Annotated in this window: 11 protein-coding genes; all 11 read left to right on the top strand. The window is 59.4% G+C overall.

Annotated elements, in window-relative coordinates; all coding sequences use genetic code 11:
• The first annotated feature begins 78 nt into the window (after positions 1-78).
• Positions 79-669, top strand: coding sequence for a DUF1819 family protein (locus tag ABLE92_RS16215; RefSeq protein WP_348805806.1), 591 nt, complete (start codon positions 79-81; stop codon positions 667-669).
• Complete coding sequence (locus ABLE92_RS16210) at positions 666-1,268, top strand: DUF1788 domain-containing protein (protein WP_348805805.1); 603 nt, start codon at positions 666-668, stop codon at positions 1,266-1,268. The genes ABLE92_RS16215 and ABLE92_RS16210 overlap by 4 nt, the downstream gene beginning before the upstream one ends.
• Positions 1,269-1,272: 4 nt before the next feature.
• Positions 1,273-4,737 carry a BREX system P-loop protein BrxC gene (gene brxC, locus ABLE92_RS16205; protein ID WP_348805804.1) on the top strand — a complete coding sequence of 1,155 codons (3,465 nt, stop codon included), beginning with the start codon at positions 1,273-1,275 and terminating at the stop codon, positions 4,735-4,737.
• Positions 4,737-8,207, top strand: a complete 3,471-nt coding sequence (pglX, locus tag ABLE92_RS16200; RefSeq protein WP_348805803.1) for a BREX-1 system adenine-specific DNA-methyltransferase PglX — start codon at positions 4,737-4,739, stop codon at positions 8,205-8,207. Before brxC ends, pglX begins: the two co-directional genes overlap by 1 nt.
• Entirely contained in the window at positions 8,204-10,702 is a 2,499-nt protein-coding gene (gene pglZ / locus ABLE92_RS16195) for a BREX-1 system phosphatase PglZ type A (protein WP_348805802.1), read from the top strand. Before pglX ends, pglZ begins: the two co-directional genes overlap by 4 nt.
• Positions 10,703-10,712: 10 nt before the next feature.
• Complete coding sequence (gene brxL, locus ABLE92_RS16190; protein WP_348805801.1) at positions 10,713-12,860, top strand: BREX system Lon protease-like protein BrxL; 2,148 nt, start codon at positions 10,713-10,715, stop codon at positions 12,858-12,860.
• Positions 12,861-12,888: 28 nt separating this feature from the next.
• Positions 12,889-14,658: a lipase family protein gene (locus ABLE92_RS16185; protein WP_348805800.1), complete on the top strand. Its 1,770-nt coding sequence runs from the start codon at positions 12,889-12,891 to the stop codon at positions 14,656-14,658.
• A 67-nt stretch (positions 14,659-14,725) separates the two neighbouring features.
• The gene (locus tag ABLE92_RS16180) at positions 14,726-16,567 is read left to right on the top strand and encodes an AAA family ATPase (protein ID WP_348805799.1); all 1,842 of its coding nucleotides are present in this window, start codon (positions 14,726-14,728) and stop codon (positions 16,565-16,567) included.
• 45 nt (positions 16,568-16,612) lie between these two features.
• A complete protein-coding gene (locus ABLE92_RS16175; RefSeq protein WP_348805798.1) occupies positions 16,613-17,950 on the top strand; it encodes a 5-methylcytosine restriction system specificity protein McrC in 1,338 nt (445 codons plus the stop codon).
• On the top strand, positions 17,931-19,541 hold the full coding sequence (locus ABLE92_RS16170; protein ID WP_348805797.1) for an ATP-dependent nuclease: 1,611 nt from the start codon (positions 17,931-17,933) through the stop codon (positions 19,539-19,541). Before ABLE92_RS16175 ends, ABLE92_RS16170 begins: the two co-directional genes overlap by 20 nt.
• Entirely contained in the window at positions 19,538-21,223 is a 1,686-nt protein-coding gene (locus ABLE92_RS16165) for a UvrD-helicase domain-containing protein (RefSeq protein WP_348805796.1), read from the top strand. The genes ABLE92_RS16170 and ABLE92_RS16165 overlap by 4 nt, the downstream gene beginning before the upstream one ends.
• Positions 21,224-21,304: the final 81 nt, after the last annotated feature.

Genomic DNA, 21,304 nt, shown 5'->3' with positions numbered 1-21,304 from the left:
GAGGCCGCGGGTCGAACGGATCTGTCGGATCCCCGCGATACCCTGACCAACTCTCGTCCGAGCCACAAGGAGGTGCACATGCCCACGGGGACGTCCCGCTACGCGCTGTCGTTCACCACTGGTGCGCTCCTCGTGCAGGAAGCAATGATCGCGGCTCCCCTCTATCTTCGTGAGCACGATTGGGCGAAAGTTCGCCAGGTCATCGAGGACGACAACCTCCTTCAGTCGCGCACGCGCTCATCGGGCTTTCGGCGTGCTCGTGAAGTGGCGCAACGCCTGTCGGTACTTAACGACTCCGAGATCGAGTTGCTGGTCGATGCCACCGCGACTGAGCGTGGCTACCTCATGTGGGCCGCAGCGTGCCGCCGCTACGACCTGATCGGCGAGTTCGCCGAGGAAGTCCTCCGTGAGCGCTTCCTTCTGCTCGCCCCCACCCTCGGATACGACGAGTTCGACAGCTTCATCCGGACCAAAGCGCTCTGGCACGAGGAAATCGCCGAACTGAAGGACTCTACCTTGCGCAAACTCCGCGCCACCCTTTTCCGCATGCTCGTCGAGGCCGGCCTGCTATCCGAGGACGGCCACATCGTCCCCGCCATCCTCACGGCTCGGTTGGCAGACGTCCTCGCCAACGACATCCGCTACTTCCCGACCGGAGACGTCGCATGACCAAGCCCGTCGACCTCAACAAGCAGGAAGAGCACCTCTTCGCCGTCCTCAGCGGCAAGCGCTTTCTGCAGATGGAGGGCCTGAGCAACGAAGTTCCGTTCTTCATCTACCCCTACCCGCCCGAGGTGGCTCTGGATGTCGCCCAGGTGAAGAAGCGGCTGAAAAACAAGCTCAGCCAGAGCGGGATCACGGTCCGCGAAGTCAATCTCTACGACCTGTCGGTGGAGATCCTCAAGGAACGCGGCGTGTGGGAGCGCGTTCTGGCGGCTGAGCCGGACATGGACAAGGACGACTTCCGAGAGATGCTCCAAGGCATGCTCGACCCTCAGTTGCACATCGCTCCGGCAGTCCGCGCCAAGATCGTGGACGGAGACTTCGACATCCTGTTCCTCACCGGCATCGGTGAAGTCTTCCCCTACATCCGTTCCCACAACGTGCTCAACAATCTGCAGAGCGTTGTGACCGGAAAACCCATGCTCATGTTCTTCCCCGGCCGATACGAGCAGTCCGACACCCTCGGCTCCTCGCTCGTGTTGTTCGGCCAGCTGAAGGATGACCAGTACTACCGAGCCAAAGACATTTTGGAACAGGAAGCGTGACCTGATGCTGCTCAACGAGATCTTCGCCAAGGACGTCCAACGCCCGATCGAGGGCGTTATCAAAGCCGACGACGCCGCCCACCTCGGTACCGAAGTCGAGGAGTACGTCCTCACGAACGAGGCCGCCAAGGGTGTCGAGCAGCTGCTGGAGGCCTACACCAACTACACCAACGCCAACGGAGTGTGGATCTCGGGCTTCTTCGGCTCCGGTAAATCGCACCTGCTCAAGATGCTCGCCCACCTGCTCGGTGACGTCGACGGCCAGGAATTCGACCGCACCCAGGTCGCCGAAAGTTTTCGTTCCAAGGCCACCGACTCGTTCCTGCCCGCCTTGCTGACGAAGGCCGACCGCATTCCTGCCAAGAGCCTTCTGTTCAACATCGACCAGAAGGCCACCCTCATCTCCAAAGACCAGACCGACGCCTTACTCAAGGTGTTCGTGAAGGTGTTCGACGAAAGCCGGGGCTACTACGGCAACCACGGGCATGTCGCCCGCTTTGAACGCGACCTCGACAGCCGCGGCCAGTACGACGCCTTCAAGGAAGCCTATGAGCGGATCGCCGGTATCCCCTGGACGCAGGGACGTGAACAGAGCGCACTGGAATCGGTCAGCATCGACCGCGCCTTCGCCGAGGTCAATGGTGAGTCTGCCAGCGGGATCATCAAGCAATACCAGGCTTCCTACGGGGTCTCGATTGATGACTTCGCCGACGAGGTGAAGCGGTGGCTCGACACGCAGCCCAAGGGCTTTCGGCTCAACTTCTATGTGGACGAAGTCGGCCAATTCATTGGCACCAACACCAACTTGATGCTCGACCTCCAGACAATCGCGGAGACTCTGAACACCAAATGCGCCGGGAACGCTTGGGTGATGGTCACCTCTCAGGAGGACATGGACAAAGTCGTCGGCGACCGCACCAAGAGCCAGGGCAACGACTTCTCCAAGATCAAGGACAGGTTCAAAACCCGGGTGAAGCTCACCAGCGCCGACGTCGAAGAAGTGATCCGCAAGCGCCTCTTGGAGAAGAACCACGCCGGCACCACTGAACTTCACAAGATCTACACGCACGAGCACGCGAACTTCAAGACCCTCTTCGACTTCGTTGACGGCGCAAAGACTTACCGCAACTACACCGACGAGGAACACTTCGTCGGCACCTACCCGTTCGTCAGCTACCAGTTCCCACTGTTCCAGGAAGCGATCGAAGGCATCTCAGAACACAACGCGTTCGAGGGCCGCCACAGCTCGGTCGGGGAACGGTCGATGCTCGGGGTCGTACAGCAGGTCGCCAAAGACATCGGAAACGTCGAGACCGGAATGCTCGCGACGTTTGACCACATGTTCGCCGGCATTCGTTCCTCACTGAAGACCGCTGCGCAGAAGCAGATCCTCACCGCAGAACGCAACCTCGACAACGAACTCGCTGTCCGGCTCCTCAAGGCGCTCTTCCTCGTCAAGTACGTCGATGGATTTCAGGCGACTCCCCGGAACCTGACAGTGCTGGTCTATGACCGGTTCGGCCTTGATCTGCCCGCCCTCGCCAACGACGTCAAAGAAGCACTCGCGGAATTGGAGCGACAAACCTATATCCAACGCAACGGCAACGCATTCGAATACCTCACCAACGAAGAGCAAGTCATCGAGGAGGAGATCAAGAACGTCGACATCGACGCCTCCGAAGTCAGCGCCAAGCTCTTCAAGATCCTCTCCGGTGACGTCCTGAAGACCAACAAGATTCGTTACGCCAAGAACGGCCAAGACTTTGCGTTCGGCTTCAAGCTCGACGATCAGGTCCACGGGCAACAGAAAGAACTCTCGGTCCACTTCATCACGCCGGACTACCCGCACAGCCTTGACGAAATTCGGATGCACAGCGCCGGCAAGGACGAACTGCGGGTCATCCTCCACCCCGACGAACGCGTACTCTCCGACCTTCGTCTCCTGCTCAAGACCGACAAGTACACCAAACGCAAGCGAACCACGTCGCTGTCGGCGATCGAGGAACAGATCCTCCAGGCAAAAGCCGCCCTGAACCGCGAACGGGAGAAAGAACTCGTCCAACGGGTCCAGAGTGCTGTAGGCAAGTCGACGCTCATCATCAACGCTGCCGACGTACCCGCGGCATCGACTGATGCGCTCACTCGAGTGTCAGAGGGATTCCAAGAACTCGTCAGCCGCACCTACACCCAGCTCAAGTTGCTCGGCGGAGTCATGTACTCAGAGCAGCAGATCGCGGGCGCAGCAGATCCCGAGCGCGGCCTATTTAGCGCCCAGGAGTGGACTAAGCTCGCCCAACCCGCCGACGAGGTTCTCTCGACAATCATCCGCAAGGACGGGCAGGGCGAACAAGTCACGATGAAGACGACCGTAGATACCTTTCAATCCAAGCCCTACGGCTGGGATCTCGCCTCCATCGAGGTCGTCGTCGCGTCATTGATCGGCAACTCCAAGATCACGACGACGCTAGACGGCAATGTGCTCAAGCGCAGCGAAGTGGCAAGCACGCTGCGTAACACCCAGAAGCACTCGCACGAAATCCTCGCCCCGCAAAAGACGTACGACGAACGCAAGGTCGCGAGCTTCCGCAGGTTCTGCAAGGACTTTTTCGACGAAGGCAGCACACCCAACGATCCGCTCGAGCTCGCACGCTTCGGCTCGGATAGGCTCACCGCCAAGCTCACCGAGTTGAAGGCGATCGCGAGCGGTTCATCCTCATACCCGTTCATCGCACAGCTCACGGGGCCGATCGGACTGCTGGAACAGTCCGTAGGCAAATCCGACGATTGGTATCTGAGCGACTTCACCCTCGGCGACGAACTCCTCGACGCCAAAGACAGCGTGATCGCCCCAATCCAGTCCTTCCTGAACGGATTCCAGCGTTCGATCTACGACGACGCCTCAGCGCTACTGTCAACCAACACCAGCAACCTCGGCTACCTCCCGGTAGGAAGCGACGATCCGGTCAAGACCACGCTCGCAGACCCGAATGCTCTCCGTGGCAACAGGATGACGCAACTCAAACAAGCTGCCGAGCACCTAAGAAGCCAAATTGACCAGATCGTCGCCTCGAAACGGGCAGAGGTCAGTACCGCGATCACAGCGCGCAAAGACGAATTGCACGCTAGCCACTACTACGAAAATGCCACGTCAGAAGCGCAACAGCGCGTCGATCAGCGGATCGCTCAGACACTCGACCGAGTCGCATCCGAGAGCCAGATCGCTCTCATCCTCCAGATCGGGTCGACCTTCGAGTCCAACGACTACCCTGCCCTGCTCGACGACCTCGCAGCAACACAAAACGGCGGAAGTGGCGGGCAGCGACCCAAGCAGACCGTATCCGTGAAAACGATCCCAGTACCTTGCGCCATCGCCGTCATCGAAACCGAAGACCAAATTGGTGACTACCTTGCCGCGCTACGCAGCGCGCTCGTGAATGCCTTGAACGATGGAAAGCGAATCGCGCTCTGATGGAAACTGCACCGCTGAAATCATTTGCGACATGGGCGCGTACGGCGCTAATTCGCGAAGTGAACGCACGCATCGCCGCTGTGCTCGCGCCCGGCTCATCTGAACGAGTGGAGCAGGCCAGAGCTGTTTCCGCCTTGGAGAAGGCAGTCACTGGCGCTGGGGGTGGAGACAAAGGTCGAGCCGCGGTAGCGGACAAGGTCGCCTACACTTGGTTCAACCGAATTATTGCGCTGCGTTTCATGGATGCCAACGGATACACCGGCATCGGCGTGGTTTCGCCACCTGCAGGGGTCGACGTAGGCCAACCTGAAATACTCGCCGAGGCCAAACGCGGTGTGTTCGACGCAGACACCGTGAGCCAGAAGACCCGCACCAGAGTGTCGGCTCTCCTCGACGGAACCCAACCCAGCGATGATCCGCAGGGCGAGGCATATGCGCTGCTTCTTGCCAGCCAATGCCGGTTCTGGAATGGCGCGATGCCCTCCATGTTTGAACGCGAGGGTGATTACACCGAGCTGCTCATCCCTTCTAACCTGCTCGCGGACGACTCGGTGCTCAATCGCTGCGTCAAGGTACTCACTGAGGGAGTCTGCAAAGACGTCGAGGTCATCGGGTGGCTATACCAGTTCTACATCTCGGAACGCAAAGACGAGGTCTTCACCGGATTCAAGAAGGGCAAGAAGGCTGGTGCCGACGAGATCCCAGCCGCCACTCAGCTTTTCACCCCTCACTGGATCGTCCGCTACCTTGTCGAGAACTCACTCGGTCGCCTCTGGATGCTCAACCACCCATCCTCAAGTCTGATCAACCGGATGGACTACTACATAACCCCGATCGACTACGAAACCGACTTCCTCGAAATCAGCAAACCCGAAGAGATCAAGATCATCGACCCCGCCTGCGGGTCCGGCCACATGCTCACTTACGCCTTCGACTTGCTGTATGCGATCTACGAGGAAGAGGGCTACAGCCCAGCCGAGATACCAGGACTGATTCTCACCAACAATCTCTATGGCACCGAGATTGACCCTCGTGCGGGTGCGCTTGCCGCATTCGCGCTCACGATGAAGGCCCGGGCGAAACAACGCACGTTTTTCACCGCGCAGATCGAGCCCGACATCTGTGTTCTAGAGCCGATCTCGTTCAGTTCTCATGAGCTCGAGTTCCTTGTCACTAAGGGCGGCGACCGCGACAACGAGGAATCCTTCTGGAATCAGTTTACGGAATCAGATACCTTCGGCTCATTGATTCATCCTGACTCCGAATTGACCGCCAAGCTCTCCGGCACTTTGAAAACACTCAACGACGGCGGCGACATGTTCAAGGCCAACATCATCGGGCGTGCATGCCGAGTTGTCCTTCAGGCAGAGATGCTACTTCCGCGGTACACGGTAGCCGTTACAAATCCGCCCTACATGGGGAGCGGCAATATGAACAACCGCTTGGCAAGCTACGTAGAGAGATCGTTTAGGCCCGGCAAGGGTGATCTGATGACCGCGTTCATGATGCGCGTCGACGGCCTGATGACTGCTGGCGGAACGTGGGGGATGATCAACATCCCGACATGGATGTTCCTATCGTCCTACCGAAAGCTAAGAGAGTACCTTCTCGCCAACAGCTCGATCAGCAGCATGGTACACCTCGGCCGCGGAGTCTTTGGAGCCGACTTTGGGTCAGTTGCGTTCGTCGTGAATAGCGTGCGGCCGAAGCCTTCGACCACAGGCATCTACAGAAAACTCTTCGAAGAGCATGTCGTGATTAGACCTAATGAAGAGATCGAATCACTCTTTCTGAAGCCTGCCTACAATCGATTTGCCGTTGAGCAGCGGGACCTGCGTGGACTTCCGGGAGCTCAAATTGCATACTGGATACAGCCAGCCACAATGCACGCCTTCTCCGGCGAGAGGTTAACTCGCTACGCGACTCCACGCATAGGCATCCAGAGTGGGAACAATGAAATGCATTACCGGTATTGGTTTGAAGTCTCCGCGGAGAATATATATCGATATGTCTGTTCTATTGCGGATACCGCTCGCGTCAGTCCGGCATGGGTTCCTCTGCAGCGTGGAGGAGATCGGCGTCGTTGGTACGGCAACGTTGATTCAGTCGTAAACCTCGCCTACGCTGGCGAGAAAATCCTGCAATCACCAAACGCTTCATTGAGAAATGCAGACTCATATTTCAAAGAGTGTATAGCCTGGAACCGTCTGAGTAACGGACGATTCTATCCGCGCTTCGTCGATCCCGGTACCGCATTCGACGATGTCAGCCCGTTTGTGACGGTTGGTACAGAGCACTCCGTTCCCTACATACTTGGTCTCTTGGCAAGTGTTCCCGCTCGTCACTTCGTCGGTCTCTTCAACCAGGGACGCAAGACTGAAGTCGGACACGTAGCCTCGCTTCCTTGGCCGCTGAACGGGGTGGACTCGGGAGGTGTCGAGTCGCGCGTGACGGAGCTTGTTGCGCTTGCGAAAAAAGACTGGGACAGAGCGGAGACGTCGTTAGGCTTTGAGAAGCTTCCTGGCGTGGGCGACTCATCGATACACTCGGTGTCTCGTTGGGTCAAAGGTGTTGAGGTCGAAATGGATGCGGCGGTTGCGAAGTCGCAAAGACTAGAGCGAGAGAATGACGAGATCTTCATCGCCGCGTACGGACTGGACGGGGAGCTTGAGCCCGGGTTACCAGCAAAGGAGGTAACGCTCCTCTGCAACCCTGCATATCGGTACGACCGCGCAGACGGCCACGCTCTGCGCCGGCTCGATCTGATTCGGGACCTGGTGTCCTACGCGGTGGGCTGTATATTCGGGCGGTATAGCCTCGATGAACTCGGGCTGATCCTCGGGAATGAGGGTGCCACACTGCAGGACTACCTAAAGCGGGTGCCGACACCGACCTTCAGACCGGATACCGATAACGTCGTCCCGATCGTGGACGGCGACTGGTTCGAGGACGATATCGTAGAACGCTTCCGCCAGTTCCTCCGCGCGGCGTTCGGAGACCAACACTTCGAGGAGAACCTGCGATTCGTGACGGAATCACTGGGCGTAAAGACGTTAAGGGATTACTTCGTCACGAAGGCAGGAAAGTCAAAATTCTATGACGATCACGTCCAGCGATATAAGAAGCGTCCGATTTATTGGCTGTTTTCCAGTCCCAAGGGGTCGTTCAACGCACTGATCTACATGCACCGCTATACATCTTCAACGGTCTCGACGGTGCTGAACGAGTACCTTCGCGAGTTCCAGACGAAGCTCAAGGCCAGCCTTGAACAGGCTGAACGCTCGAACAATGCGAAGGAGGCAGACGTCCTTCGTAAGAAGCTAGTGGAACTCGACACCTACGAACACGAAGTTCTCTATCCCCTTGCGTCGCAGCAGCTCGCGATCGATCTCGACGATGGGGTGAAGGTCAACTACCCCAAGTTTGGGCGAGCGCTCAAGAAGATCCCCGGCTTGGAGGCGAAGGAATGAGTAACGTCTCCAGCATCGTCTCGCACTTGCAGCGCCGCTTCGCGGACCATCGTGTGGTTTTCTGGCATGACCTTGAAGGGCAGTATGCGGCCGACCTCGACGCTCTCGACCTGCCTGGCGTATCGACAATCCGCGTCGCGAACGATGATTACGGAATCAAGAACCGGCTGCTCCATGACCAGCCCGAGGACAAGTTTCTCGTCTATCGCTCCGGTCCAGTGCCCGCCGGCATCGGCAACTGGCTGCTCGATCTCGAGCTCGCCTACGGCGTCTTCACTGCCGACCGGGGTTCATTGGTCTCGAAGGATCTTGGCCTCAACTTTGATGGCATCGATGAGATCGTGCAGGAGCATGATAAGTTCTTCGCCTCTGACAAGCGGATTCAGAGCCTCAAGGCGCTGCTGACGCCCGAGGACGACGCTCCCCGCCTCCTCGCAAAGATGTCGGCCGTCGTGCTTGATCAGAAGGACCACAGCCTCCTGGAGATCACCCGCACGCTGCTTGCCGAGAACGCAAAGGGCCAACACACCACGTACGCCGCTCTTACCGAGTACGGACTTGATGACTTCTATTGGCGTGGAGTTTCGTCCATCTACGGATATGAGTCGTCATCACCTACCGTCGATGACCTCATCCTATGGATCTTCCGCCAGGCCCTCGATGGCTTCAACTCAGATCGTTCTGGTGGTCTCCAGAACATTCAGCTCGATTTCGCGAGCCTGCGTAACGATCGGCGCAGCCACAACGAACTCGCCGTCCTCGCAAGGCGCGCTTCGAACGACCTCAACTACGAGGCGAGTATCGAGGATGTCGGCTTTCGTGATCTCGTCTCGGTCGATGTGTTCGAGGAGACTGACCGCAAAATCATTGCCGACCTGGCCCGTGGTGTGACTGAGCAGACGGTTACCGCGCGCGAAGTTGCCGAAGTCGTCCGGATGCGCAGGAGCAGCATATGGTTCGACAGTTACAAAGAGCTGTACGGTGCCATCGCCGCAGCGGCCGAACTGCTGTCGGCGTTGAGCGCGATCGACTTCACGTTCTCGACTGCTGATGAAGCGCTGGAGCGATACTGCGGCGCCTGGTTTCACATCGACCAGCTGTATCGGCAGTTCACGTATGCGTGGCGCACCTACGAAGGTCCGCACCCGCTCAACCCGCTGCGCGAGCAAGTCGAAAAGCGGTACACCAACAAGTTCGTCTACGAGTTGGGCAACGCTTGGCAGACGCAGATTGACGAGACCGACCGTTGGGGCTCAACCGCGCTACGACCGCAGAGTTCGTTCTACACCGACCTCATTGCGCCGCTCGTCAATGGCGGCAAGAAGGCGGTCGTCATCATCTCTGACGCCCTGCGCTACGAGGTTGCCGACGAGTTGGGCTCACGCATCCGCCAGGAGGATCGGTTCGATGCTGACCTGCAGGCGGTCCTCGGAGTGTTGCCAAGCTACACGCAACTCGGGATGGCAGCGCTTCTCCCCCACCAAACCCTGAAGTTCTCCGCCGACGGCAAGTTCGTCCTCGCTGACGATCAGCCCACCAGCGGAACCGTTGCACGCGCAGCGATTTTGGAGTCCGTTGGTGGTACTGCGGTCCGGTCAGAGCAGTTCCGTGTGATGTCACCCAGTGACCGCCGCGACTTGTTCAAGTCCAATCAGGTTCTCTACATCTATCACAACACGATCGACAAGACCGGCGACGATCACCTGTCGGAGCGGGGCGTCTTCGAAGCCGCGGAAACGGCACTGCGCGAGATCGTCGACCTGGTCAAGAAGGCCGCTAACGCCAACGCCACCAATATGTTTGTCACGGCCGACCACGGGTTCCTCTTCCAGGACGAGGCACTGCCGGAGCAGTTCTTTCTGTCCGAGAGACCCCACGGCGACGCCATACTGGTGACCAATCGACGCTACGTTCTGGGCCGTGGGCTCAAGAGCGATTCGGCGTTCACGACATTCACCTCTGCACAACTTGACCTCGACGATGACATCGAGGTGCAGATCCCCAAGTCGATCTACCGCCTGAAGGTTCCCGGTGGCGGTTCGCGGTTCGTCCACGGCGGCGCGACGCTGCAGGAAGTGGTCGTTCCGGTGCTCTCAATTAACAAGAAGCGCAAGAGCGACACCCGCGGTGTCGCCGTCACCGTCCTGCCGGAGACAGACAAGATCACCACCGGCCAGCTCGTCGTCAAGCTGTTTCAGTCCGAACCGGCCAGCGACAAGGTGCAGGCGCGGACCCTGCGCGCCGGCCTCTACATCGGGGAGACTCTGATCTCAAACGATCCGCCCCCCGAGCTGACCTTCGACTCCACCTCGAGCGAGCAACGCGATCGCTACCAGAGCATCCAGCTGCTCCTCAACAAGGACGCCAACGACTACAACAATCGCCCTGTCGAGTTACGCCTCGAGGAGCGCATCCCCAACACCAACCAGTGGCGCGTGTACGAGAAAGCCATCTACACGCTCAAACGTTCCTTCACCACCGACTTCGACTTCTGAGGCGACAGAAATGACTGACGACACCAGCTTGGATGTGATCTGTGCCAATACCGAACAGGACACGGGCGCCGTGGCGACGACGGATCAGGGGCGGGAGCAAACTGCCCTCGACAAGAAGGTCAACGAACACTTCGCCGGCGTCGTGGTCCGCAAAGACCTCGTCAAGGCGGTCAAAGGCAATGCGATTGTGCCGTCGTACGTGCTGGAGTACCTACTCGGTCAGTACGCCGCGTCGGATGACGAAGCCACTATCCAGGCGGGCATCAGTTCGGTCCGGCAGATCCTTGCCGATCACTACGTCCACCGCAACCAGTCAGAGCTGGTGAAGTCGACGATCCGTGAGCGAGGTCGCTACAAGATCATCGACAGGGTCACGGTGTCCCTCAACGACAAAGACGATGTGTACGAGGCGGAGTTCGCCAACCTCGGCATCAAACAGGTCCTCGTCGAGCCGGCGACCATCACCGCGCACCCGAAGCTCCTCGTCGGCGGGGTGTGGTGCATCTGCGACATCGAGTACTTCCACAGCGACAACTCACGGGTCGTCCCCTGGATCCTCGGATCAATCAAGCCAATCCAGCTCTCCCACTTCGACTTCGACTCCTACACAACGTCTCGAAGGCACTTCACCACCGACGAGTGGATCGACCTCCTGATCCAGTCGATCGGCTTCAACCCCGACCTGTTCGGACGCCGGGCCAAGCTCATCCAGCTCGTGCGCCTGATCCCGTTCGTCGAGCGCAACTACAACCTCGTCGAACTCGGACCGAAAGGTACGGGCAAGTCGCACATCTTCTCCGAGTTCTCGCCCCACGGCATGCTCATCTCCGGCGGCGAAGTCACCGTGCCAAAACTCTTCGTCAACAACTCCAACGGCCGCCTCGGCCTGGTCGGCTACTGGGACGTCGTCGCGTTCGACGAGTTCGCCGGCAAGAAGAAGCGCACCGACAAAGCGCTCGTCGACATCATGAAGAACTACATGGCCAACAAGTCGTTCTCCCGCGGCGTCGAAACACTGGGCGCCGAGGCGTCGATGGTGTTCGTGGGCAACACCTCCCACACTGTGCCGTACATGCTCAAACACTCCGACCTGTTCGACGAACTACCTGAGAGCTATCACGATTCGGCCTTCCTCGACCGCCTGCACTTCTACATCCCCGGCTGGGAAGTCGACACCATCCGTAGCGAAATGTTCTCCGAAGGCTACGGATTCGTCGTCGACTACATCGCCGAAGTCCTCAAATCGATGCGCAACACCGACCTGTCCGACCGCTACCAACAGCACTTCACCCTCGGCTCGGACATCTCCACCCGCGACCGCGACGGCATCCACAAGACCTTCTCAGGCCTGATGAAGATCCTCTATCCACACGGGGAAGCCAGCCAGGAAGAGATCGAAGAAATCCTGCAGTTCGCAATCGAGGGACGCAAGCGAGTCAAAGACCAAATCCTGCGCATCGACTCCACAATGGCCGCCGTTAAGTTCGGTTTCCAGGACGCCGATGGCACCTGGCATCGAGTGACCACCCTCGAAGAAGACGAGTACCCGAACTACTACGCAGGCCGATACGCCACGTCTGAGCGCGCTCGCGCTCACGAGCCGACCGCAGAGGACGAAAGCCGTGCTGCCACCGACAAATCCCCCACGGATGCGGAAGCCGAGCCGCCACTGTTCGAAGGCCACCGCGACTACCAAGAGAACCAACGTGGCGTCTCCTACCAAGAACTGCTGATGCCATACCTGCGTGGCGCATCGGAGATCTCGATTGTCGACCCTTACATTCGGATGCCGCACCAGGGTCGCAATCTCGTCGACCTACTCGCCCTGCTGGCCGCCGAGAAGGACCCCGCCGACGAGATCTCCGTGACACTCGTGACCAAGGCTGAACGAGGTGAATACGAGCACCAGCACCTGTTGATGCTTAACGACATCAGAGAGAGCGCCGCCGCTGCCGGCATCAACTTCAACGTCGCATGGGACGAGTCGATCCACGACCGCTCGATCCGCGCCGACACCGGCTGGAAGATCCTCCTCGGACGCGGCCTCGACATCTTCCAGAAGGGCTCGGGAAGCCAGTACGACCTCGGTGCGCGTCGTCAAGAGTTCCGGCAAGTCGTGTCGTTCGGAGTCACGTACATCCGGGAGAAGGCGGCGTGACCGCACATGTTTCAGAAAGGCACATCCAATGAAGATCGTTTACCTCCACGGCGTCGGCGACGGTGACCCCGAGGGCGAATGGCTCGTTGGGCTGAACCAGGGCCTGGCCAGTATTGGCGCCCCTCCCATCGACGAGTCGGCGGTCATAGCTCCGCGATATTCGAGTTGCCTGAACACGACCGGTATCAAGAGCAAGCATCCCGAGCGCACCTACAACGTGAAGAACGATCACGACGATCGCAGAGCGTTTGAGCGACGCCAGGCGCGTGTCCAACGCATGCTTGGCAAGACGGGCGCCGTTCAAACCTTCGGACTCGCCCGCGTTCCTGGGCCGACCGTCGAGCGCATTCAACGCGTAGGCATCTCCACAGCTCCTGTCGCTGTCCTGAAACAGGTCAAGCGATACATGACCGACGAGGATGTTCGCGCCGCGGTGCTGTCGAAGATCCTCGACACGATCCCGGCCAAGGGAGACGTCCTGCTCATCGGGCACAGCTTGGGCAGCGTCATCGCCATCGATCTCCTCGACCATCTACATCCGAACCTGCATGTACGGCGGTTCATCACAATTGGCAGTCCTGCCGGTTCGCCATCACTGCACGAGGGCAGCGAACGGATACTCAAACGGTTTCCGTATGCTCGCGTGGACGATTGGTCGAACTTCCTCGACTGCTATGACGGTGTCACTGCGGGCCGAGGCCTGACCGGAATCTTCCATGGCGCACAAGACTTCGGGATTGGTCGCGCAGCCAAGCACTCGGCGCATCTCTATCTGAAGAACCCCGCTATTGCCGAGCTCGTGGCCGACACGATGTATCCGTCGACAGATCTCGTGCCCAGTGGAAGCGGAATTGTCCTCCGGCTTGACGATGCCGCGGCCTCATCGCTGTTGGCGCTCAAGTACGCGCATCATGTTGCCGGCCTGGTCGACAAGGATGTGCGTGATCGGTATGAGGACGCGCTTGCGGTCTTGCAGGACAACCTCGGGCAGGAGTTGCAGTTTAGGGCCGAGGGAAGTGCACTCCCACCGGAACTTGCGGAACTGGTCAAGGGTCGAATCCCGTCGCTCCCACATCGCTGGGACCTCCCCGATGCCATCAGCCAAGCTGTTGTCCTGTCGTTCACCAACGTGCTCGACCCCTATGAGATCGACGCGGGCGATGCCCGCATCGACGCACTCACCCCCCTGCTAATGGAACTCGGCTATCCCCACAAGACTGGATCCAAGGTGGCCGAAGCCGTACGGGAAGTCATCAAAGAAGTGGCCGGAGGCAAGCGCGGGTTCGGCCCCAAGTCGAGAGTTCTCGCGGCCGCCGCTGGAGTCGCATTGCTGGCCGCCGGGCCGATCGGAATCGCCATGGCCGGAGCGGCCGGTGCTGCAGGCGCCGCCGCAATCGTCAGTGGCCTCGCTGCATTCGGCCCAGGCGGCATGGTCGGGGGCCTCGCCATGCTAGGTGGTCTCGCCTCCACCGGCGCGATGGTCACCACGGTGGCCGCAACAGCGCGTGGCGGATCGCAACCTCTGCTCACCGATCCGACCAGCGTCGCGATCCACGTGGCAATCGCGCACGCGCTGAAGTCAATTGACGAACCGTATGACGAAACTCTGTGGTACCGGCTCACCACAGCCGAAACCGAAATCGGAGCAGAACTCAATCGGCTATCAGCCTTCAGCGACGAGAAAGCCGCCTCAGTCCAGCGGCTGCAGGCTGCACTGGCGATTATCGACAAGCTCATGGAATTCATGTTGGCCAACGAGCTGACAACGCCAGCGCTCACTGCGAACAGCGGAAGCTGAAATAGATTCGATGACACGAGCCCAGCACCTCCGGCACGGGTCCACATTTGGGATGAGGAGATGAACCGTGGCAGTCTTTTCTGAACTGGCTCGCCGACCAATCGACGACCTCTGCGAACAGTGGCGCTCGGATTCGCTGATTCGGGATTCGTCTCTGCTGCGTCCCAATGACTTTCCGGATTCTTGGTCGAAACAAGGACTTGAGGAGCTCAACTCCAGGTTCTGGGGCAACTTGCTTGAGGGTGAGGAGGGTGGTGGGAAATTCGAGAGCAAGTGGGAGCTACAACTTGAAGGCGCCTCTGCCGAGGTGAGGCTGTTGGCTGCGGAGTGTCTTCTCATCTACTACCTACCCACCGTTTCGGTGGGCCCTGCCCGGAAGCTCGAGATGATCAACAGGACTATCGGTCCTGGGTTTCCGGAGCTGCACGTGGGCAGCGACAGCGTGGCGTATCACGCATTGCAGACCGCGATCGCAAACCCTGGTCAGTACTACAACACCCGTCAGGACATCCACGTCGGCTATCTGATGGACTTTGCCCTGCGGCTGAAACAGAAGTCATTTGACGAACGGTCCTCGCTGCTCGAAGACAACCCCTGGGAGTTCGCCGAATTCGCCGAGGAGGGGGAACACTCGAGCGACGCGATGCGCAACATGTTGTGCCACCTGCTGTACCCCGAGTATTTCGAGAGAATTGCGTCGAACCAGCACAAAGACCTCATACTGAAGGCTTTCAGTGAACTCGACACCAGTGGTCCAGATATCAGCCAAGACGAGAAGCTCTATGCAATCCGGCAGGCACTGAAGCAACGATTGCCGGACTGGGATGAAAGTCGCCGTGACTATTACAGCTCCGATCTGGAGCCAATCTGGCGGCCCCTGACCAGGTCCGGTGATAATGAGACGCTGAATCCGGTGTTTGCCTTGGAGTTCAAGAAGCAGATCGTCTTCTACGGACCTCCGGGTACCGGCAAGACCTATCGCGCGGCGAAGCTGGCAGAAACGTTGATTCGGACCACGGCCCTGCAACGCTGGGGCGTCGGGAAGTACTTTGACAATCCCGGGGCGGTCGACCAGGCGGTTACTGACCACGTGACACGCCTCCAGATGCATCCATCCTTCGGCTACGCAGAGTTCATGGTGGGCCTTCGCCTGGATGCTGATGGCGGGACGAGCCATCAGCTCGGTGCGTTGCCTCGATTGGTGGAACGAATGCAGACCGAAAAGGCGGAACACGGCAAAGACGCTCTGCCGCACGTTCTTATCCTCGATGAGATCAACCGCACCGACCTGAGCGCGATGTTCGGCGAGGCGTTCAGCGCCATGGAACGTGATAAGCGTGACACCGAGTTTGAACTATTCGCCGAAGACGATTCTGGCCAGCCGATCCACTTCAACTTCCCCACGGACCTCTACATCATTGGCACGATGAACGAGATCGATCAGTCGGTCGAGACGCTTGACTTCGCACTACGCCGACGCTTCTTCTGGTTCGCCACACCGTACGACGAGGACGATTTGTACTCGATCTGGAAGGCGCAATGGAGCGAGCAAGCAGTGAAGGTGAAGTGGTCGGATGCCATGCCACAACTCGAAAAGCTAGCCGGGTGCATCGCTAGGTTAAATGTACGAATTGGTCAGCTTCCAGATCTCGGGCCGGAGTACGAACTCGGCGCAGCCGTGTTCGGTGACTTGCCGTACTTTGTTGCACGCGAGTGGCGCAACAGACGCCAACGCCGTGGAAGCGGAAAGTACCTGTGGGACGGCAACAACAAGGCGCTGACACCGCTGCGCTCGTTGTGGGCGTTGTCTGTCCACCCTGTCCTTGAGCAGTATCTAGCCGGTTCGGATCGGCGAGCCGATCAGCTCGCCGAGTTTCAACAGCTACTGCTGGACACTCCACCACACTGAACCATGGCCGGAAGGAAACGCAGAACCAAGCTTGCAGACGTCCCCGTGGATCGATTCACGATCAACGACTTGACCCCGGAGCGCTTTTGGGAGCGCCAGCCCACCGTACTGGAACAACACTGGCTGGCCGAGATCGCCGAGCTGTCGCCCGAGCCATTTGTTCTGCGTGCGCAGTTGCAGGGAGACCATGAGCCAACGATCGAGCCGATCCTCGGTCGGGACGTTGAGGGATGGCGGGCGAACCGTTACATCGGCGAGATCCGCCATAACGGAAGGACCCTGGCGATTAGGCCTCGGCTAGGTATCGAGACGATCACCGGGTGGATCAGCACCATCCTCAATGTTCAGGTGCTACCGCGCGCAGCCACGCACTCGAAGGACACCAGTAGCGTTGTGACGCAACTCCTGGCTGCATTGTGGCGAGCCTCTGTGCTCACTGCCGGCCAGCATGCCTTGCCAAGGACCCCAGACAGAGTTGCGTCGCACGGCATGTCGGTTCACGGTCGTCTTGATGTGGCGGGCACGGCGAGACGACGGGCCGCCGGGCACCGCGACTTGGTCTCAACCCAAGTGGTGCGCAGCTACAACAACGCACCAGCCAACGCAGTCGTTCTCGCGGACCGCTATTTCGACCAGAGGCTCGCCGGGAGTCGCTGGCGTGGAAACCGGCTCGACGAACACATGGCCGTCCTCCGTACCGCCACCGGATCACGCCCGAAGCTACCGACCCTGCACGAGATCCGGACGGCCCGCTACAGCCCCATAACCGCCAAATGGCGGCGAGCAGCCGAGCTTTCATGGCAAATTCTCAATGCCGACCCGCTCGGCGTCGCCGCCGACGACGAATCCACTCACGGTGTGCTGATCGACGTCGCCGAACTGTGGGAGCTATTCGTCCTGCACTGCGCTGGTTTAGCCACCGACCAGCCTGTCACCCACGGGACGACCGGACACTCCTCTGGTCACCTCGCCCGGTCGACGGTCGATCCCAGCCGGACCATGGGTAAGCTCTATCCCGACATTTTGATCGGTGACAGTCCGGTCTCGGCGTTGTTGGACGCAAAGTACAAGCGACTTGGCGGCATGGGCGGCGTCGATCGTGGAGACCTCTACCAACTGCACGCCTACTCCTCCAGCTTTGAGGCACCGATTGCAGCGCTTGTCTACCCGGAAACGGACAGCGGACCGCCACTGGAAGAACGAAACAGCCCATGGCACAGCAGAGCTGGAGCTCTGTCGTTCCTGACTCTGCCAACCGAACGCGCCCGATGTGTAGCGAAGCTGGCGTCTTGGTTAGAGCACAGTGCCCAGGCCGCCATCCAACCACCGACATGCCGATCCGCGAGCCTGAAAGGGACTGTCCTTGCGACTGAACAGGATTGAAATCCGTAACCACAGCCGCATCACGGACAAGGAGATCGAAGTCCGCGACCACCTTGTGCTGGTTGGACCCAACGATGTCGGCAAGTCATCTCTGCTGCGCTGCCTGGACTTCCTCCTCGGTGCCAGTACAGCCCAGCTGTACACCCGTATCAGCGGCGAGGACTTCACCGATCCAGCGGCTCCGTTCACCATCGAGGCCGACCTCACAGGCCTCGACCTCACCGAGCAAGCGCACTTCCCCGATGAAACCGCAGTCGATCCCGACACAGGAGCCCTGACGCTGACTCTGCGTCTTGAAGCGACGATCGACGCAAACGACACGCTTTCCATCACCCGCTACGCCCCACACGGTGGCACGAACCGCCAGCTCTCTCGCGACCAACTCGACGCTGTCGGCTGGAAACTACTCGGGGCCAACGCTATGGCACGAGACCTTCGCGACGGCCGGCGCAGCTCCTTCGACGACATACTGCAAGGAGTCGATCTCGGGCTGGAGAAGGCGACGTTCGACACCCTCATCAAGAACGTGCAGGAGGCAATTGACAAGTCGGCGACCCTCGGCGAACTTCGCACCCAATTGGCCAAGCAGCTCTCCAAAGCTCTTCCGGTAGCGATCGACAAAGACACGCTTGCCCTCGAAACCGCAGCCCTCGCCGACGGTGATGTTCTGGCTGATGTGCGGCTCCGCATGTCATCCGGCGGCACAACCAAAGACATTTCCGAACAATCCGACGGGCTGCGCGCACTCTACGCCCTGGCGCTCTACGACCTCGTCAGCGTCGGCTCAAACATGGTGGCCATCGATGAGCCCGAGATACACCTACATCCCACCAGCCAGCGCAGCCTGGCACGACTCCTGCAAGAAGGGCATAACCAAAAGTTCCTCGCGACGCATTCCCCCGATATCGTCAGCGCGTTCCCGACCGACTGCATCGTCTCAGTCCGCGCTGGTGGCCGACTCGTACAGCCAAAATCAGGTTTTCTGTCAGACGACGAAAAGATGGTCCTTCGGTGGTGGGTACGCGACCGACTCGAACCACTGACCGCCACTCAAGTTCTCGCAGTTGAAGGTATGTCCGACAGGATCATTGTCGAACGTGTCGCCGAGGTCACCGGGCGGCACCTCGACCGGCTGGGCATCACAGTGATGGAAGCCGGTGGGGCCAACGACATGCCGCCCATCATAAAGCTGTTCGGTGCGAGCGGATTCAACGTAGAGCTGATCCTCCTGATCGACGAAGACGCCCGCAATAGCACGGCTAAAGCACTAGGACACACTCCCACCGATCTAGAGGCGAACGGTGTCTATGTGTCTAATCCAGACCTCGAGGGCGAGTATGTGGCTGCTCTCGGTGCGGAGGTGACGTGGACGGCATTGGAGGACTCCGGCCTATTCAGGCATGGCAGTCTCAAGCACTGTTCAGCCACTGGGCCGGACGGGACCCGCACCGAGGAAGACGTCCGTGCGTTCTGTGTTCACAAGAAGAACAAGGTATACGCAGCCATGGCCGTCGCTCAGGTGCTCACAGCCGAGACTGCTGCCAAGATCGTCAGCGTCAACGCAGTCCTCACCACAGCGGTTACCGCATGATCGAACCAACCACCGCCCAGCAGGCCGTCCGCGATCACCCTTCGCCATCCTTACTCGTTGTTGCGCCCGCCGGCTGCGGAAAGACCGAGGCGCTTGCTCTCCGGATAGCTGGACTCATCGACAATGGCATCGTCGAGCCACCCCGACGCATCCTCGCTGCCACGTTCACAAACCGCGCCAAAGACAATCTTCGCAGCCGTCTACGCGATCACATCCCAGCCGGTGTCATGCGAAACCGGGTTACTGTCGCCAACTTTCACGGACTGGCCGCACGCGTCATCAGAGCGCATGCCGCAACCATAGGCCTCGATCCAGCGATCGAACTCCCCGATGGCGACTGGGTTAAGGAGCAGTGCCACGAACGCGGCCTCAGCTATCCGGCAATAGAGGCCATCGAGGGGCTCTTCCGTACGATCAAACAGAAACCACTCGACGATTCGGAAGTCGCGGAAGCCCTGCGCGCATCGGGCAACCTCGACGCATACAAGATCGAGCAGCAGCGAATCGCCGACAACCGTGCCACCTACGACGATCTCCTTCGACTGGCCGAACATATCCTCTCCCACGACGCCGTCGCTGGGCTCTACCGCAATCATTTCGCCGCTGTGATCGTCGACGAATACCAGGACTTAACCGCACAACAGCTCCGCGTTCTTAATCGCATCGGTGAGGACCGCATCACCTTCGCTGGCGACCTGGCCCAAGGCATTTACAGCTTCACCGGCGCCCAACCTGCCGAGACCGAAGCCGCGATACGCCAATCTGTAGGCTCCAACATCGTCGAGTTCAATGAATCGCACCGCTCGTCACCCGCGGTTCTAGCCATGGTCAACGCGCTAAACTGCGTGACCGGCGGAACCGATCTACACTGCGCGAAGCCACACACCTGGCCGGCCGAAGGCTTTGCCGCCATCTGGGACTTCCCAGACCAGCACCAGGAGACGAAGTGGGTCATTCACCTTGCCAAGCACATCAATTCAGCCGCACCAAATCACCGAATCGGTGTCATCGCCAGAATCAAGAGCCGGCTACGGTTTTTAGACCACGCACTTGCGAGCACCGAACTGACCGTGAATCGATGGGAAGACGGCGTCCTCGATACCGACACAGCGGTAATCGTCAAACGGGCACTCCACGCTGTCGACATCGACGCTCTCAACGCAGTAACCGACCGACTCGCCTACCTTGTCGAGCTCGCCAAGATCGACGAAATCAACGAACCAGACACCCGCCGATCGCTGATTGACGCACTCGTTTGGGTCCTCGACCGAATGAGCGCTGGCGACCATCCTGACCAGATTGCCAGCCGCATAAGAATCGGGCACCAGAACACATTGCTCGACGCCACAGGTGTCCATCTTCTTAGCGGCCATGTCGGAAAAGGACAACAATTCGACTGGGTTGTAATAGTTGGTGCTGAAGACGATACCGTTCCGTTCTTCCGAGCCGAAACAACAGAGGAACTCCTTGAAGAGGCTCGAATTTTCTCGGTGATGATTTCGCGAGCACGGCACGGTGTCGTCGTCACTCACGCCGCAAGCGTTGCGACGATGGCAGGTAAGGCCAAGGCCCGTCAGCCCTCGAGATTTCTGCTAGCCCTGAGCGCGGCCCACCCACTGACCAAACATCAATCAGGGGAATGGCTGAAGGCTGCACCGTGGGATCAACTGCGCAAGCGGTAGCAGGTGACCCGCCGTCCCCGATCACCGGGGAATGTGAACTATTCCCGCGACGCTGCCCGCATCGTGGTCTAACCGAGTACC

The organism is Gordonia oleivorans (assembly GCF_040044975.1).
GTDB classification, from domain to species: domain Bacteria; phylum Actinomycetota; class Actinomycetes; order Mycobacteriales; family Mycobacteriaceae; genus Gordonia; species Gordonia oleivorans.
Note: the sequence above shows the minus strand (reverse complement) of the source record. Positions and strands in the feature narration are given on the sequence as shown.